Annotated in this window: 17 protein-coding genes; 15 read left to right on the top strand and 2 right to left on the bottom strand. The window is 66.2% G+C overall.

The annotated features are described in order from the left end of the window. Window positions 1-86: 86 nt before the first annotated feature. The 3 genes from QX121_RS03530 to QX121_RS03520 all read left to right on the top strand — a co-directional run bounded on the left by QX121_RS03530 (window position 87) and on the right by QX121_RS03520 (window position 2,256). Window positions 87-791, top strand: coding sequence for a ribonuclease T2 (locus tag QX121_RS03530; RefSeq protein WP_315771275.1), 705 nt, complete (start codon window positions 87-89; stop codon window positions 789-791). A gap of 135 nt (window positions 792-926) precedes the next feature. Next, on the top strand, window positions 927-1,787 hold the full coding sequence (locus QX121_RS03525) for a 23S rRNA (adenine(2030)-N(6))-methyltransferase RlmJ (RefSeq protein ID WP_315754756.1): 861 nt from the start codon (window positions 927-929) through the stop codon (window positions 1,785-1,787). A gap of 253 nt (window positions 1,788-2,040) precedes the next feature. After that, a complete protein-coding gene (locus QX121_RS03520) occupies window positions 2,041-2,256 on the top strand; it encodes a cold-shock protein (protein WP_006612991.1) in 216 nt (71 codons plus the stop codon). A 276-nt stretch (window positions 2,257-2,532) separates the two neighbouring features. On the opposite strand, the gene QX121_RS03515 is transcribed toward QX121_RS03520, so the two are convergent. Further along, the gene (locus QX121_RS03515; protein WP_315811169.1) at window positions 2,533-3,168 is read right to left on the bottom strand and encodes a porin family protein; all 636 of its coding nucleotides are present in this window, start codon (window positions 3,166-3,168) and stop codon (window positions 2,533-2,535) included. A 244-nt stretch (window positions 3,169-3,412) separates the two neighbouring features. Between QX121_RS03515 and uvrC the strand changes: the two genes are divergently transcribed. From uvrC to QX121_RS03465, 10 genes are all read left to right on the top strand, one after another. Next, window positions 3,413-5,479, top strand: coding sequence for an excinuclease ABC subunit UvrC (gene uvrC, locus QX121_RS03510; protein WP_315811168.1), 2,067 nt, complete (start codon window positions 3,413-3,415; stop codon window positions 5,477-5,479). Between the two features lie 134 nt (window positions 5,480-5,613). After that, the gene (locus tag QX121_RS03505) at window positions 5,614-5,949 is read left to right on the top strand and encodes a GIY-YIG nuclease family protein (RefSeq protein WP_315777992.1); all 336 of its coding nucleotides are present in this window, start codon (window positions 5,614-5,616) and stop codon (window positions 5,947-5,949) included. Between the two features lie 255 nt (window positions 5,950-6,204). Further along, entirely contained in the window at window positions 6,205-6,840 is a 636-nt protein-coding gene (gene pgsA, locus QX121_RS03500; protein WP_315777991.1) for a CDP-diacylglycerol--glycerol-3-phosphate 3-phosphatidyltransferase, read from the top strand. 2 nt (window positions 6,841-6,842) lie between these two features. After that, the gene (gene moaD / locus QX121_RS03495; RefSeq protein WP_315736602.1) at window positions 6,843-7,094 is read left to right on the top strand and encodes a molybdopterin converting factor subunit 1; all 252 of its coding nucleotides are present in this window, start codon (window positions 6,843-6,845) and stop codon (window positions 7,092-7,094) included. A 37-nt stretch (window positions 7,095-7,131) separates the two neighbouring features. Beyond that, complete coding sequence (locus tag QX121_RS03490; protein ID WP_315736601.1) at window positions 7,132-7,596, top strand: molybdenum cofactor biosynthesis protein MoaE; 465 nt, start codon at window positions 7,132-7,134, stop codon at window positions 7,594-7,596. Beyond that, entirely contained in the window at window positions 7,596-8,561 is a 966-nt protein-coding gene (prmB, locus tag QX121_RS03485; RefSeq protein ID WP_315777990.1) for a 50S ribosomal protein L3 N(5)-glutamine methyltransferase, read from the top strand. The genes QX121_RS03490 and prmB overlap by 1 nt, the downstream gene beginning before the upstream one ends. A 306-nt stretch (window positions 8,562-8,867) precedes the next feature. Beyond that, window positions 8,868-10,211: an aspartate aminotransferase family protein gene (locus QX121_RS03480; RefSeq protein ID WP_315777989.1), complete on the top strand. Its 1,344-nt coding sequence runs from the start codon at window positions 8,868-8,870 to the stop codon at window positions 10,209-10,211. 260 nt (window positions 10,212-10,471) lie between these two features. Next, window positions 10,472-11,032, top strand: a complete 561-nt coding sequence (locus QX121_RS03475) for a phage holin family protein (protein WP_315777988.1) — start codon at window positions 10,472-10,474, stop codon at window positions 11,030-11,032. Window positions 11,033-11,378: 346 nt separating this feature from the next. Next, on the top strand, window positions 11,379-12,932 hold the full coding sequence (locus QX121_RS03470; protein ID WP_315777987.1) for an EAL domain-containing protein: 1,554 nt from the start codon (window positions 11,379-11,381) through the stop codon (window positions 12,930-12,932). Window positions 12,933-12,947: 15 nt separating this feature from the next. Beyond that, window positions 12,948-13,802, top strand: a complete 855-nt coding sequence (locus tag QX121_RS03465) for a TIGR01459 family HAD-type hydrolase (RefSeq protein ID WP_315736596.1) — start codon at window positions 12,948-12,950, stop codon at window positions 13,800-13,802. A gap of 71 nt (window positions 13,803-13,873) precedes the next feature. Here QX121_RS03465 and QX121_RS03460 read toward each other — a convergent pair whose 3' ends face one another. Then, window positions 13,874-14,269, bottom strand: a complete 396-nt coding sequence (locus tag QX121_RS03460; RefSeq protein ID WP_315736595.1) for a response regulator — start codon at window positions 14,267-14,269, stop codon at window positions 13,874-13,876. 267 nt (window positions 14,270-14,536) lie between these two features. Between QX121_RS03460 and QX121_RS03455 the strand changes: the two genes are divergently transcribed. After that, complete coding sequence (locus QX121_RS03455) at window positions 14,537-15,517, top strand: bifunctional riboflavin kinase/FAD synthetase (RefSeq protein WP_315777986.1); 981 nt, start codon at window positions 14,537-14,539, stop codon at window positions 15,515-15,517. A gap of 77 nt (window positions 15,518-15,594) precedes the next feature. Continuing rightward, window positions 15,595-15,726, top strand: coding sequence for a hypothetical protein (locus tag QX121_RS03450; protein WP_315777985.1), 132 nt, complete (start codon window positions 15,595-15,597; stop codon window positions 15,724-15,726). Window positions 15,727-15,793: the final 67 nt, after the last annotated feature.

Genomic DNA, 15,793 nt, shown 5'->3' with positions numbered 1-15,793 from the left:
CGAATGGCTGCCTCGGGGCAGCCATTTTTGTTCTTGAAATGTTCCGGCGCGCTGCTAGGCTCCTGGCATTGTCCGGGGAGTTCGCCATGTTCGATTGCCTGCGCCGACCTGCCGTCCTGTTGTCCATAACGATCGCCTGCTTTGCCCTCTTGGTGGGTGTGCTCGCGGCTGGCTCCGCCGAGGCGCAGGACCGTCGCCAGAACGCGCCGGGCGCGTTCGACTTCTACGTTCTCTCGCTATCCTGGTCGCCCTCGTACTGTGCCGAAGCCGAGGAGCGAGGCGGCCGCGGCAACCGGTCCCAGCAGTGCGGCGGCCGGCCCTACTCGTTCGTCGTGCACGGGCTGTGGCCGCAATACGAGAACGGCTACCCCGAATATTGCGAGCAGCCGGCGCCGCGCCTGCCGCGCAACATCATGACCTCGATGCTCGACCTGATGCCGGCGCCGGGCCTGATCTACAACGAGTGGGACAAGCACGGCACCTGCGCCGGCCTGTCCGCGAAGGCCTACTTCGAAATCATCCGCAAGGCCCGCGCCGCCATCAAGATCCCGCCGGAATTCCTCGATCTTGCGGAGGCCAAGACGGTGGCGCCGGGGGCGGTCGAGGAGGCCTTCATCAAGGCCAACCCCAAGCTCACGACATCGGGCATTGCCGTCACCTGCAACCGCACCAGGCTGAGCGAGGTCCGGATCTGCCTGTCGAAGGATCTGGAGTTTCGCAACTGCGACGAGATCGACCGCCAGGCCTGCCGGCGCGACGAGGTCAACATGCCGCCGGTCCGCGGCGGCTAGCGACGGCCGAATCGGGCGACCGCAGTGCGTCGGCCTGCGGCGCCTCTCGCCGCGGCGCTGATCCGATGCTCTCTGGATCCATCCGGCGCATCGACGGGGTACCCTTTTGACGCGGAACGGCGTAACTCGTGCCGCATGAACTACCGACACGCCTTTCACGCCGGCGGCTTTGCCGACGTCATCAAGCACATCGTGCTGACGCGCATCCTGGTCTACCTCCAGGAGAAGCCCGCTGCGTTCCGGGTGATCGACACCCATGCCGGCGCAGGCCTGTACGATCTCACCGGCGACGAGGCCATCCGCAGTGGCGAGTTCCTCACCGGCATCGCTCGCGTGCTGCAGGCGCGCTTCTCCGAGCAGGCCTATGCACTCTTGTCGCCCTATCTCGACATCATCAGATCGTTCAATCCGAAGGCCGAGCTGGTTGCCTATCCCGGCTCGCCGCTGATCGCCCGGGCGCTGCTGCGGCCGCAGGACCGCATGACCCTTTGCGAGCTCGCACCGATCCCCCGCAAGCAGCTGATCGATCAGTTGCGCCGCGACACCCAGGCCCGCGTCGTCGATCTCGACGGCTGGGTCGCCCTGCCCGCCTTCGTGCCGCCGAACGAGCGCCGGGGCGTGGTGCTGATCGATCCGGCGTTCGAGGCCAAGGATGAGTTCGAGCGCCTCGCGGACCGCTTTGCTGCGGCCTTCGCAAAGTGGACCACCGGTATCTACGTGCTCTGGTATCCCGCCAAGAGCCGGCGCGCGACGGAAGAGCTGACCGATCGCGTCGCGGCGCTCGCGGCCGCGGCCAAGCCGCCGGGCAAGGTGCTGCGGATCGAGTTCAGTGTTGCGCCGCAGATCGAAGGCGAGGCGCTGACCTCGACCGGGCTGCTGATCGTCAACCCGCCCTGGACATTGCATGACGAGTTGAAGCTCATCCTGCAGGAACTGCAGAAGCCGCTCGGCCAGGGCGGCGCGGCGCGCTTCCGGATCGAATTCCCCAAAGCTTGAAACGGCGACTGGTCGAAAAGCCGTAGTCAATCGGCGCGGAACCGTATTATTGTGTCTAATTGTAAGACTGGCTTTACGTTCCGCTTCCGCGAATGGTTGCGGCGGGGTGATCAAGGCCTAACAAGATCCAGACGATCCGGCGTGGCGAGCGCTGGGCGTTAAGGTGGCCAACGCTTTCCGATCAAAGTGATGTCCGGTCGGACGCTGCGCAGAGCGCGCAGTGGAGGAAGCATTGCGGGGGAGGAGTTTCCCGATGGCCATGACTGGGACGGTCAAGTTCTTCAATGGTGAGCGCGGCTACGGCTTCATCAAGCCGGACGACGGTGGACGCGACGTGTTCGTGCACATCACGGCGGTGGAGCGCGCGGGCCTGAAGGATCTGACCGAGGGACAACGGATCAGCTTCGAGGTCGAGCCGGACAAGAAGGGCAAGGGCCCGAAGGCGGTGAACCTGGTCCTGTCGTCTTAGAGCGAGCCCACCAGGCGACGGTTCACGCACCAGCGTGAGACTGCAGCCGCGGGCGCCTCGACGGCACCTCATTCGTTCGTTTGGAAGCTGCCGGCAGCGCCGCCGGCTCGCGTGCACAGCATTGCCGGCTCGTACGTGCAGGCCGCGCGCGATGCTGCATGCCTCCAGATTGCACGGAGCACTACGACAAAAGGGACTCCGACAAAAAAATCCCGGCCGCGCGAGCGGCCGGGAGGTTGTCGTTCGACGTTTCTTCTTCCTATTCCCTCGTTGCCATCAGAAGTGGAAGTTGATGCCTGCGCGCACCACTCCAAACCGATAGTCGTTCTTCGCCCCCGTGATGACGAAATTGCTGCTGTCGAGATCGACGTAGAGATACTCGATCTTGGCGGTCCAGTTCTGCGCCAGGCCGAACTCGGTGCCGGCGCCGAGCGTCCAGCCCACCGTGGTGTGCGATTCCGAAAGACCGAAGGTCTCGGCGCGCAGGCCGCCAAAGGCGAGGCCGCCGGTGCCGTAGAACAGGATGTTGTTGAAGGCGTAGCCGGCGCGGCCGCGCAATGTGCCGAACCACGGGTTCGAGAACTTCCACGGCGCGAAGGTGTCGTTGGCGCCGGTCAGGTTGATGTCGCCCTCGGCGCCGAACACCCATGGGCCGTTCTGCCAATTGTATCCCGCGGTCAGGCCGCCGGTGAGACCGGACGGCTTGGTCGGGTTGTTGCCGACGGTGCCCCATTCGTAGCCCAGCGTGCCGCCGAGATAGGGGCCGGCCCAGCTATAGGCGTTGAGGGGCTGGTTCACGGTATAGGGCGCGCCGCGCCCATAGCCGAGATCGGCCGCCTGCGCCGAGACCGATCCGAGAGCCGCCGCGCCAAAGCCCGCCGCGGCGGCAGCACCGACCAAGAACCTGTTCATCGCTCACTCCACGCAACTCGCCGTCACCACCCGGAGCATGCGCCGCGCGACTGTGCTGCGCGGGCCGACGTGGTTACGGAACTCTCGCTTCTTTCGTGAGCTTTTATCGAGAGTTTTAGGTTAAGCCGTTGTTAAGCCGGGTTACCCGGCCATTAACGTGCTTAACGAAGCGTTACCGCCCTGCCCTGTGCATGGCGCCATCGCAAGCTGGCGAGGCGGCGCGGCAGCGCTTAATTTGTTGGACATGACCACCCACAGCTCCGACCCATCCAAGGCGCCGACGCCCCCGAGCCGGCGTGGCGCCTCTGCCGACCTGCCCCCCGAGGCCATCGACACGCCCGACCTCGATCCCGCCGCCCCGGCTGCGGACGAGGACGATGACGGCCGGCTGCCGGAGCTGGCCGAGGAGAGCCTGGAGGCGGTCGGCGAGGGCCCGCTGGCGATCGGCCATGCCGCGATCGAGAACGCGGTGCGGCTGGCGCCGACCTCGCCCGGCGTCTACCGCATGCTCAACGCAGCCCATGACGTGCTCTATGTCGGCAAGGCCAAGAACGTCAAAAAGCGGCTGTCGTCCTACGCCCGCGCCAACGCGCCGCTGCCGGCGCGCATCCTGCGCATGATCGCCGCCACCGTGACTGTCGAGATCGTCTCCACCACCACGGAGACCGAGGCGCTGCTGCTCGAAGCCAACCTGATCAAGCAGCTCAAGCCGCGCTTCAACGTGCAGCTGCGCGACGACAAGTCGTTCCCCTACATTCTGATCACCGGCGACCATTGGGCGCCGCAGATCCTCAAGCACCGCGGCGCGCAGTCGCGACCCGGGCGTTATTTCGGACCGTTCGCCTCGGCCGGCGCCGTCAACCGCACCATCACGGCGCTGCAGCGCGCCTTCCTGATCCGCTCCTGCACCGATTCGTTCTTCGAGAGCCGCACCCGCCCCTGCCTGTTGCATCAGATCCGCCGCTGCGCGGGTCCCTGCACCCAGGAGATCGACTTCCCCGGCTACACCGAGCTCGTGCGCGAGGCGACCGACTTCCTGTCCGGACGCAGTCAGGCCGTGAAGGCGCTGCTGGCAGGCGAGATGGAGAAGGCGTCTGGCGAGCTCGAATTCGAGACTGCCGCTGTCTATCGCGACCGTCTCGCGGCGCTGTCGGCGATCTCCTCGCAGCAGGGCATCAACCCGCGCACGGTCGAGGAAGCCGACGTGTTCGCCATCCACCAGGAGGGCGGCTATTCCTGCGTCGAGGTGTTCTTCTTCCGCACCGGCCAGAACTGGGGCAACCGCGCCTACTTCCCGCGCGCGGAGAAGAGCTATCTGCCGGAGGAGGTGCTGTCGGCGTTCATCACGCAGTTCTACGACGACAAGCCGCCTCCGAAGCTGATCCTGCTGTCGCATGAGATCGAGGAGGCCGAGCTGCTCGCCGAGGCACTGTGCGTCAAGGCCGGCCACAAGGTCGAGGTGTCCTGCCCGAAGCGCGGCGAGAAGAAGGACCTCGTCACCCACGCGCTGACCAATGCGCGCGAGGCGCTGGGCCGCAAGCTCGCCGACACCGCAACGCAAAGCCGGCTGCTGGAGGCGATGACCACGACGCTCGGCCTGCCGCAGGTCCCGAAGCGCATCGAGGTCTACGACAACAGCCACATCCAGGGCACCAACGCGGTCGGCGCGATGATCGTCGCCGGCCCCGACGGCTTCATGAAGAACCAGTACCGCAAGTTCAACATCAAGTCTGAAGGTCTCACGCCCGGCGACGACTACGCCATGATGAAGGAGGTGCTGCAGCGCCGCTTCAAGCGGCTGGTGTCACCGTCGGAGAAGGATGTCGCACGCGCGGCCAAGGAGGACGACGTGCCGCAATGGCCCGACCTCGTCATCATCGACGGCGGCCGCGGCCAGCTCAATGCCGTCCGCGAGATCTTCACCGAGCTTGGCGTCACCAACGTCGCGCTGATGTCGGTCGCCAAGGGCCCCGATCGCGACGCCGGCCGCGAGACGCTGTTCGTCCCGGAGCGGGAGGCGATCAAGCTCGAGCCGCGCGACCCCGTGCTGTATTTCATCCAGCGCCTGCGCGACGAGGCACATCGCTTCGTCATCGGCTCACATCGCAAGCTGCGCAAGAAGGACATCCGCGAGGCCGGCCTGCAGGAGATCCCCGGAATCGGTCCGTCGCGCAAGCGCGCGCTGCTGCACCATTTCGGCACGCTGAAGGAGATCGAGCGCGCCTCGATCGCCGACCTCGGCAAGGTGCCCGGCGTGAGCGCCGAGAGCGCGCGGAAGATTTTCGAATATTTTCACAGCAACGCGGGTTGAGGCTGCGACCTCCCGATCCGGCGCAAGCCCAGTCGTCGGGGCCGGCCCCTCCCGGAGGCCCTGCCAGCACGCAGAAATTATTTTACCCGGATAGAAATATCCGATATACGCCCGGGTGATAATCAGGAGCGCCCATGACCCCCGACCAGCGCAAGGCGGCCGTCGCCGCCTACAAGGAACGCAAAACGCCCGCCGGCATCTTCGCCGTCACCTGCACCGCCACAGGCAAGCGCTGGGTCGGCTGCGCGCCGGATCTCGACAAGATCCAGAACCGGCTGTGGTTCACCCTGCGCCAGGGCGGCCACCGCCGCGGCGGGCTGCAGGCGGCGTGGACCGCCCACGGCCCTGACGCGTTCAGTCTTGAGGTGATCGAGACCTTCGATGAGGAGACGCTGGCCTATGTCCGCGACCGCGTGTTCGCGGAACGCCAGGCGCATTGGTGCGCGGTGCATGGCGCGGAGGCCATCTGAGGCTTCCGCTCAAGCATTCGCCCGGCTGTCACCGCACTGCAATAAGGTCGCGGCCACGCGTCGCGGCCGCCGATCTGGGCACTGGCGCGACCGCGTCCGGTTGCTTAATGAAGCGTTGCGGCTCGCGTTGCCTCGCGCGCGAGAGTTCCTATCTCCGCAAGGCTTTGTTGCGATTTGCGTCATATCTGCGTCATCCTGTCCGGGCGGCTCGGCTCGAAGGTTGACGTTCGCACGGCATCAGTATTGGTACACGGGATGAATATTGCGACCACACGCGTGCCCAGCAAGACGTCGACGTCCCTGCCGAACATCCTGACCTATACGCGCATCGCCGCGATACCGGTCGTGGTCGGCTGCATCTACGCGCAGTCGGTCTGGATGTATCCTTTGTGGCTCCGCTGGGTCGCCGTCGCGGTGTTTATTGCGGCTGGGATCACCGACTATCTCGACGGTCATTTCGCGCGGATCTGGAACCAGCAATCGGCATTCGGCCGTATGCTCGACCCGATCGCCGACAAGCTTCTGGTCGCCTCTTGCCTGCTGATGCTGGCCGCCGACAGCACCATCCAGAACTGGTCGCTGTGGGCGGCCATTGTGATCCTGTGCCGCGAGATCCTGGTGTCGGGCCTGCGCGAATATCTCGCCGCGCTGCGCGTCTCGGTGCCGGTGACCAAGGTCGCCAAATGGAAGACCACGATGCAATTGGTGGCAATCGGCTTCCTGCTCGCGGGCGAGGCGGGCGATGCCGCGGTCGCCCAGATCTCGACGGCCGTTGGCCCGATCGTGAGCGGGATCGGAATTTGGCTGCTCGGCTTGTCGGCGGTCTTCACCATCTACACCGGCTACGACTATTTCCGCGCCGGCATCCACCACCTCATCGAGGCAGACTAGCGATGAAGGTGAAGTATTTCGCCTGGGTGCGCGAGCGCATCGGCAAGGCCGAGGAGACCATCGAGCCGCCGGCGGATGTCCGCACGGTCAGCGAGCTGATCGCCTGGCTCAGCGCGCAGGGCGAGGACTACGCCTATGCGTTCGAAAAGCCCAAGGTGATCCGCACCGCCATCGACCAGACCCATGTGCAGCCGGATGCGGCCATCGCCGGCGCCCGCGAGATCGCGTTCTTCCCGCCGATGACCGGCGGCTGAGGCCGAGCGCCGGACCGGCAGACCAGGACACGGCATCATGACCGCGATCGTCACCGTCCGCGTGCAGCACGAGGATTTCGACACCGCCGCCGAGATCGCGGCGCTCAGCCATGGCCGCACTGACATCGGCGCCGTCGTCACCTTCTCCGGCCTGTGCCGCGGCAACGACCATGACACGCCGATCAGCGCGCTGACGCTCGAGCACTATCCCGGGATGGCGGAAGCGGAGATCATGCGCCATGCCGAACAGGCGATGACGCGCTGGCCGCTGCAGGGGCTGACCGTGATTCACCGCTTCGGCCGGATCCGGCCGGGCGAGAACATCGTGCTGGTGGTGACCGCGTCGAGCCACCGCCAGGCGGCGTTCGAGGCCGCGGAGTTCCTGATGGATTATCTCAAGACCAACGCGCCATTCTGGAAACGCGAGGAAACCGAGGACGGCGGCAGCTGGGTCGAGGCCAGGAGCCACGATGACGCCGCCGCAGCGCGCTGGACAAGGTGATGGCGAAGACGGTCAAGACGGCAGCGCCGCGCAAGGCGGCGGCACTGAGGCTGCCGAAGGTCAATGCGGGCGAGCTGGTGAGCCTGCTCGACTACCTGCGCTACGCCGTGAGCTGCTTCCAGAACGCCGATCTGGTGTTCGCGCACGGCACCACCGATCCGGTGTCCGAGGCCGCCTTCCTGATCGGCGAGGCGCTGCATCTGCGCCCCGATCAGTTCGAGACCTTCGTCACGGCCCGGGTCACCGCCGCCGAAGGCAAGACGATCCTCGACCTGATCACCGCCCGAATCACCACGCGCAAGCCGGCGGCGTATCTGGTCAACAAGGTCTATATGCGCGGCCTGCCGTTCTATGTCGACGAGCGCGTCATCGTGCCGCGCTCGTTCATCGGCGAGCTGCTGGAGACGCATTTCGGTGGCGCCGAGGGCGACGGCACCTCGCTGATCGACGATCCCCTGGCGGTCGACAGCGTGCTCGACCTCTGCACCGGCTCCGGCTGCCTCGCCATCCTCGCGAGCCGCCACTTCCCGAATGCAGTCATCGACGCGGTCGACATCTCCAAGGATGCGCTCGCCGTCGCGGCGAAGAACGTCGCCGCCTACGATCTCTCCGGGCGCGTCTCGCTGCACCGCGGCGACCTGTTCGCCCCCCTCAGCCAGCGCCGCTACGATCTGATCATCACCAATCCGCCCTATGTCGATGCCGAGGGCATGGCCGGCTTGCCGCGGGAATGCCGCGCCGAGCCGGCGCTGGCCTTCGATGGCGGCGCTGATGGCCTCGACATCATCCACCGCATCCTCGGCCAGGCGCGCGACCACCTGACCGCCGAAGGCGGGCTGTTGTGCGAGGTCGGCCGCGACCGTCCGCAGATCGAGGCGGCGTATCCCGACCTGCCGCTGCTCTGGCTCGACACTGAGGACTCCGAGGGCGAGGTGTTCTGGATCACCGCGCGCGATCTCGTCTGAGACGCGGCTGCCTGAGGCACACCCGCGCGGTTGGCGCGAAATGACGCGGCGACTTCCAATATGCGGCACAATCTGCTGCTGCTGTGCAGAATCCGCTCACCAGGGCAGCAGGAACGCCGGACCTTTGACATTTCCGTCTGCGCGCGAAGCTGATAACTTGCAGCCGGCCCAGATCAGCCGCTGACAACGTCGGCGTACGCATTCAGGCCCATCAAGCACGATCCGTTTCGGCAAGCTTTTCTGGCACCGGTTCGCCACCTTTCCGGATCATGCTGCCGCCGTCGCACAACCGTCCGAGAGGTCCCCATGCTGGACAAGAGCCCCCGCCCCGCCGTCACCGTTCCGAATGATCTTGCCGCGCATTGGATGCCGTTCACCGCGAACCGCGCGTTCAAGAAGAACCCGCGCCTGCTCGCCGGTGCCAAGGACATGCACTACATCACCGTCGACGGCCGCAAGATCATCGATGCCGCCGCCGGTATGTGGTGCTGCAATGCCGGCCACGGCCGCAGCCAGATCGCCGAGGCGATCGCCAAGCAGGCCGCAGCGCTCGACTATGCGCCGCCGTTCCAGTTCGGCATTCCCCAGGCCTTCGAGCTGGCGAACCGCATCGCCGACCTCGCGCCCGCCGGCCTCGATCACGTGTTCTTCTGCAACTCCGGCTCGGAGGCGGCCGACACCGCGCTGAAGATGGCGCTGGCCTACCACCAGATCAACGGCCAGGGCAGCCGCACCCGCCTGATCGGCCGCGTCCGCGGCTATCACGGCGTCGGCTTCGGCGGCACCTCGGTCGGCGGCATCGTCAACAACCGCAAGCTGTTCGGCACCTTGCTGACCGGCGTCGACCACATCCCCGCCACCTATGACCGCGAGAAGCAGGCCTTCACCAAGGGCGAGCCGGAATACGGCGCGCACTTCGCCGATGAGCTCGAAAATCTCGTCAACCTGCACGGCGCCAACACCATCGCCGCCGTGATCGTCGAGCCGATGGCCGGCTCGACCGGCGTGATCCCGGCGCCGAAGGGCTATCTCAAGCGCCTGCGCGAGATCACCCAGAAGCACGGCATCCTGCTGATCTTCGACGAGGTCATCACCGGCTTCGGCCGCCTCGGCTACGCCTTCGCCGCCGAGCGCTACGGCGTGACGCCTGACCTGCTCACCTTCGCCAAGGGCGTCACCAATGGTGCGGCTCCGATGGGCGGCGTTCTGGTGCGCGACACCATCCACGACGCCTTCATGAGCGGCCCCGAGCACATGGTGGAGTTCACCCACGGCTACACCTACTCGGCGCATCCGATCGCCTGCGCGGCCGGTCTCGCCACGCTCGACATCTATCGCGACGACAAGCTGTTCGAGCACGCTCGCGCGATCGAGCCGAAATTCGCCGACGCGGTGATGTCGCTGAAGGGCCTGCCCAACGTGCTCGACATCCGCACCGTCGGTCTCACTGCGGGCATCGATCTCGCCTCGCTGCCGGACGCGGCCGGCAAACGCGGCTACTCGGCGATGGAGACCGCTTTCCACGACAACGACCTGATGCTGCGCATCGCCGGCGACACGCTGGCGCTGACCCCGCCGCTGATCGTCAGCGAGGATCAGGTCGGCGAGATCATCGAGAAGGTCGGCAAGGTCATCAAGGCCGTGGCATAAGCCGCGCGCGGACATCGTCAGCCAACAAGAATGGCGGCCCCGGTGGCCGCCATTTCCTTATCTGGACTGCTTCCCAGCAGCGGTCATTCCGGGGCAATCGTCAACGCGGCCACGCGTTGGCGATTGACCCCGGAATCTCGCTTGCCCTGCAAGGATTGCCGCAGAACGGCACGCCTGATTGCCGGGAACCTTCGCAAATCCTCCACGTTCATGTCGCGAGCCGGCGGTTTGCGCGGCGAACGGATTGTCGGAGGACGCGCATGCTTGCACCGCCAGGAGAGCTGTTGCGCTTGGGACTCGAGCAGAGGCTCAACCGCGTCAAGCGCGCGACCCAGTCCTACATACGTGATCGCGCGCGACAGGCCACCGGCACCGTGACGTCCTACGCCGTCGCGGCCGGGATGTTCGCCACTGCGGGCGTCTTCCTGATCGCCGCCTGCATTGTCGGGCTAACGGCGCTGTTCCGCTGGGTGGAAATGACCTACGGCCTGTTCACCGCGTTCGCGGTGGTCGGCGGCATCCTGGTCGCGCTGGCGGTGATCTGCGCGATCATCGCCGCGGTGAAGCTCCGCAGCCCGTCGCCGCATTATCCTTCACTCTCCAGCCGGCTGCGCGTGGCGATCGCCGCGCCGGCGGCCCAGGAACCCGATGCGGACGAGATCGATCCCGACACCATCCCCTTGGCGCCGTCATCGACGTCGCCGAATCACGCGAGCGGAGTTGCGGGCGCACTCGGACGGGTCAACGTGCCCGTCGGTGTCGCCGTTGCGGCACTGCTGCTCGGCGTGGCCGCCCTGCGCAGGCGTCACCGCAGCAAGTGAGCCTGCCCGGACAGCGACAGGCGCGGTTCGACGGACATCGAAGCATAACCGGCTCAGTTGAGCTGATCCGCGTCGGGATCGCTGCCGCTCCTGGAGCGCCTACATGCGCCGATTAGGCGAAGGGCGTCGCGAGCATGTCTGAAGATGTCTGGAATCCGCACGGCGCGTACTCCGGCGTTCTACGGACCCGCGACACTACGATGACACTCCGCTTGCCGAGCTGAACTTGCGTAAATGACACGCAGACGAGAAATCATCGGCGTCTCCCGGTATTTGAATCCCGCCCACTATCCTCGCGAATCAACAGAAGTGCTAAGGTTGCGTTCGGTTGGGAGCGCCGCGCAGCATGATCCGTATCTCCACGATTTTCATTGCCGTTTGTATGGTTCTGGTCGCGGCCTCGCTCGGCCTGATCCTGTATTCGGTGGCCGGTATCAGTGGCTCGGAATCGGCGATCGTCGCGCTCACCGCACTGACCTTCCTGATTCTCTACAACGCCGTGTCGATGCGACTGCGCGACCGCACCGATGTCGGCAGCCAGATCGCCGATCTGTCACGCGGCACCGCCGACCTCGCGCGCCAGGTCGCCGAGTTCGGCCGGCGGCTGTCGGCGGTCGAGGGACGCATCGTGTCGTCGAGTTCGGTCAGCGCTGATCGCCTGCAGGGTGTGATCGGCGAGATCAATGAGCTCGGCGGACTGATGAAGCAGCTCGCCGTCACCGTGGCCCAGCACGAGGACCTGATCGCGGCCATCCCGCCGGCAACACCACCGGGAGCTGGGGCCAGCGCGGTTCGCGACGCCGATCGTCCGCTCCCGGCGACCGCTTCCTCCAGCGGCGCGCTCGAGATGAACGCGCTGCCGTCGAGCGGCTTCGAGCAGAAGGTGGCCGAGACCTCCAAACCGCAGGCCCCGGCGGTCGCTGCCGTGCCAGCAGCCTCCAAGATCACGACGCCAGCTCCGTCGGCGCCGGTTGCCCCCGCCGTGCCGCGCAGCCAGCCGCAGATCCTCGCCGCCGTCAAAGGCGCGATCGAGGACAACCGTCTCGACATCTATCTGCAGCCGCTGGTAACGCTGCCGCAGCGCAAGGTGCGCTTCTACGAGGCCGTAACCAGGCTACGCGACGAGCGCGATCAGGTGGTCGCGGCCGAGGACTTCATCGGCATCGCGGAGGCCGCCGGCCTGGTCGGGCGCATCGACCACATGGTCCTGCTTCGCTGCGTCCAGGTGCTTCGCCGCCTGATGGTTCGCAACAAGGACGTCGGCATCTTCTGCAACATCTCCTCAGCCACCCTGAGCAGCCCTGCAAACTTTTCACAATGCCTCGATTTCCTCGAAGCCAATCGCGCCCTGGCGCCGTCCTTCGTGCTCGAATTCAAGCAGTCGACCTTTCGCAGCCTGGGCCCGACCGAGACCGAGCACCTCGCGGCCCTGGCGCAGCGCGGCTACCGCTTCTCGATCGACCACGTCACCGACCTCCGGTTCGAGCCGCGCGAGCTCGCTGATCGCGGTGTCCGCTTCATCAAGGTTCCGGCCGTGCTGCTGCTCGACCCCAAGCAGAGCTCGGCCTCGGACATTCATCCAACCGATCTCTCCGATCTGCTGGGCCGCTTCGGCATCGACCTGATCGCCGAGCGGATCGAAGGCGAGAACAGCGTCGTCGACCTGCTCGACTACGACGTCCGCTTCGGCCAGGGCTTCCTGTTCGCGCCGCCCCGCCCATTGCGACCGGAGGGCGCATCTGCTACCGGCGATGCCGCCGCCGGCCCATCGGGCGGGCAGGACATCAAGATTCAGGACCCCAATGCCGCCGGCACCACCTCTCTCGACGTGTCACACACCAACGCTCCGACGCGCAGCGGCAATGCCGCCCTCGCCCGCCGTGTCGCCGGCACCATCTGAGATCAGCCGCCTGCCATGACCGTTCTCCGCTTCGAAGAGCGGCTGCGCGATCTCGTCGGCCGCAAGCAGGTTTTGCTGAGCGACATCTGGGGCGTGGTCCATAACGGGCTGGAGTCCTTCCCCGACGCCTGCGACGCGCTGCACCACTTTCGCCGCCAGGGCGGTACGGTGATCCTGATCACCAACGCACCGCGTCCGGCCGATTCGGTCCAGCGCCAGTTGCGCAAGCTCGGCGTCGCCGACGAGGTCTACAGCGCCATCGTCTCCTCCGGCGATTTGACCCGCCACTACGTGGCCGATCATCCCGGCGGCAAGGTGTTCTGGCTCGGCCCCGAGCGCGACAATTCCATCCATCGCGGTCTCGACCTGGCGCTGTCGCCTCTCGAGGAAGCCTCCTACATCATCTGCACCGGCCTCTACGACGACGAGACCGAGACCGCCGAGGACTACCGGCCGATGCTGCTGCGCGCCCGCGAGCGCAGGCTGCCGCTGATCTGCGCCAATCCGGACATCGTGGTCGAGCGCGGCGACCGGCTGATCTATTGCGCCGGCGCCATCGCCGAGCTCTACCGCGAGCTCGGCGGCGAGGTGATCTTCTACGGCAAGCCGCACCGGCCGATCTACGAGCGCGCCATGATGCTGGCCGAGCAGCACGCCGGCCGGCCGGTGGCGCGCGAAGAGGTGCTCGCGATCGGCGATTCCGTGCGCACCGATCTCGCCGGCGCCCACGGCTTCGGCATCGACTGCCTGTTCGTGACCCGCGGCATCCATTCCGAGGAGTTCGCCGGCGTCGAGCAGCTCGACCCGGCCTCGGTCAAGGAGCTGTTCGGCCACCCGCCCCGCGCGCTGATGCGCGAATTGAAGTGGTGAACGGATCCTAAAACGAAAAACGCCCGGCCGAGTGCCGGGCGTCTGTCCTGTGGGAGTGGATCAGGCGGGCTTCAGGCCGTCGCCATGTCCGGGAACACCGCCTCGATCTTGGTCTTCAGCGTCGCGGCATTGAACGGCTTGACGATATAGTTGTTCACGCCGGCCTTCTTGGCCGCGATCACGTTCTCGGTCTTGGATTCCGCCGTGATCATGATGAACGGCGTGGTCGCCAGGTTCGGATCGGCACGGACCTCGCGGAGCAGGTCGTAGCCGGTCATCGGCTCCATGTTCCAGTCCGAGATCACGAGGCCGTATTTCTTGGCGCGCATCTTGTTCAGCGCCATCGAGCCGTCGCTGGCATCGTCGATGTCCTCGAACCCGATCTGCTTGAGAAGATTCCTGATGATACGAATCATGGTGCTGTAATCGTCGACGACGAGCACCGGCATCGTCAAATCAACCGCCATCTTGACTCCCCCAGACGCGAACACAACGCGCAGACTGTTACAAAAACGCTGTTGCGGCACGGGTCGTAACCGACCCCGCCATCCGCCCCGAGCAGTAGCATCAGCCGTTAAACAGCGCGTTAACTGCGCTGCGTCTGCATGTCGCTATTGCTGCGCTGCATGAGCGGAGGAACCCCTTCGGCTTGACTTCGCGGGGCCGGCCGCCCACGGTCGAGGGCAACGCCGCCAGACGGCGGCCCACCGAAATCCGCGAGATATTTCCGTCACATGCCCGATTTCAAGATCATCCGCGATTCCACCCCGCCGTCGGACATCCTCAGGGGCGCGGTGGTGGCGATGGGCAATTTCGACGGCGTCCATCTCGGTCACCGGGCCGTGATCGAGGCGGCGATCGACATGGGCAAGGCCAAGGGGCGGCCGGCGCTGGCGCTGACCTTCGAGCCGCATCCGCGGCGCTTCTTCAGCCCCAATACCCCGCAGTTCCGCCTGACCGACGAGACCGCCAAGCTGCGGCTCCTGGCCGGAACCGGCCTTGCCGGCGCCGTGGTCATGGCCTTCGACAAGGGCCGCGCCCAGACCTCGGCGCAGGATTTCATTCACCATGACCTGATCGGGCGGCTGGGGATCGCCGGAATCGCGGTCGGCTACGACTTTCATTTCGGCAAGGGCCGCGTCGGCTCGCCCAGCCTGCTCGCCAACGAGGCCCCCAAGCTCGGCATCGAGGTCGACATCCAGGCCCATGTCGACATCGACGAGCGGCCGGTGTCCTCGACCGCGATCCGCGAGGCGCTGGCGGAGGGCCAGGTCAGCGAGGCGACCGCGATGCTCGGCGGCCCCTGGTTCGTGAGCTCCGAGGTGATCCACGGCGAGAAGCGCGGCCGCGACCTCGGCTACCCCACCGCCAACATGCGGCTCGACCGTGATTGCGGGCTTCGCCACGGCATCTATGCCGTCCGGGTCGGCCGCGGCCGCGGCGCGAACCGGGTGCTGATCGATGGCGTCGCCAATTTCGGCCGCCGGCCGACCTTCGACAATGGTGCGCCGCTGCTCGAGACCTTCCTGTTCGACTTCCATGGCAGCCTCTATGGCGAGGTCCTGGATGTCGCCTTCATCGGCTTCATCCGCGAGGAGGCCAAATTCGGCTCCATCGAGGCCCTGATCCGGCAGATGGACGACGACAGCGCCAAGGCCCGCGCCCTGCTGGCGGCCCATCCTGGTCTCTTCCCGCGGCTTGGCGAGATCGGCTGATCCTCCTGCTCCATCGGTGACGTCATTCCGGGGCAGCCCGCCAGGGCTGAACCCGGAATCTCGAGATTCCGGGTTCGATGCTCGCGCATCGCCCCGGAATGACGCTGAACGACGATCCCGCAGCGTTGCTGCCGCAGGATCGCTTTGCGATTCCGCAGTCCGGCTGCTATGAGGAGGCCCATGTTGATACGGCGCATCATCGGCATTAGCGGCCCGGCTTCCGCCTGAGCTTTGAGCTCGGCGCAAGACCGGGATGTCTCTGCTCGTTCCGCCGCC

It is taken from the genome of Bradyrhizobium sp. SZCCHNR2028, assembly GCF_032380995.1.
GTDB lineage: Bacteria > Pseudomonadota > Alphaproteobacteria > Rhizobiales > Xanthobacteraceae > Bradyrhizobium.
The sequence above is the reverse complement of the archived record's forward strand: the minus strand, read 5'-3'. Positions and strand labels throughout refer to the sequence as shown.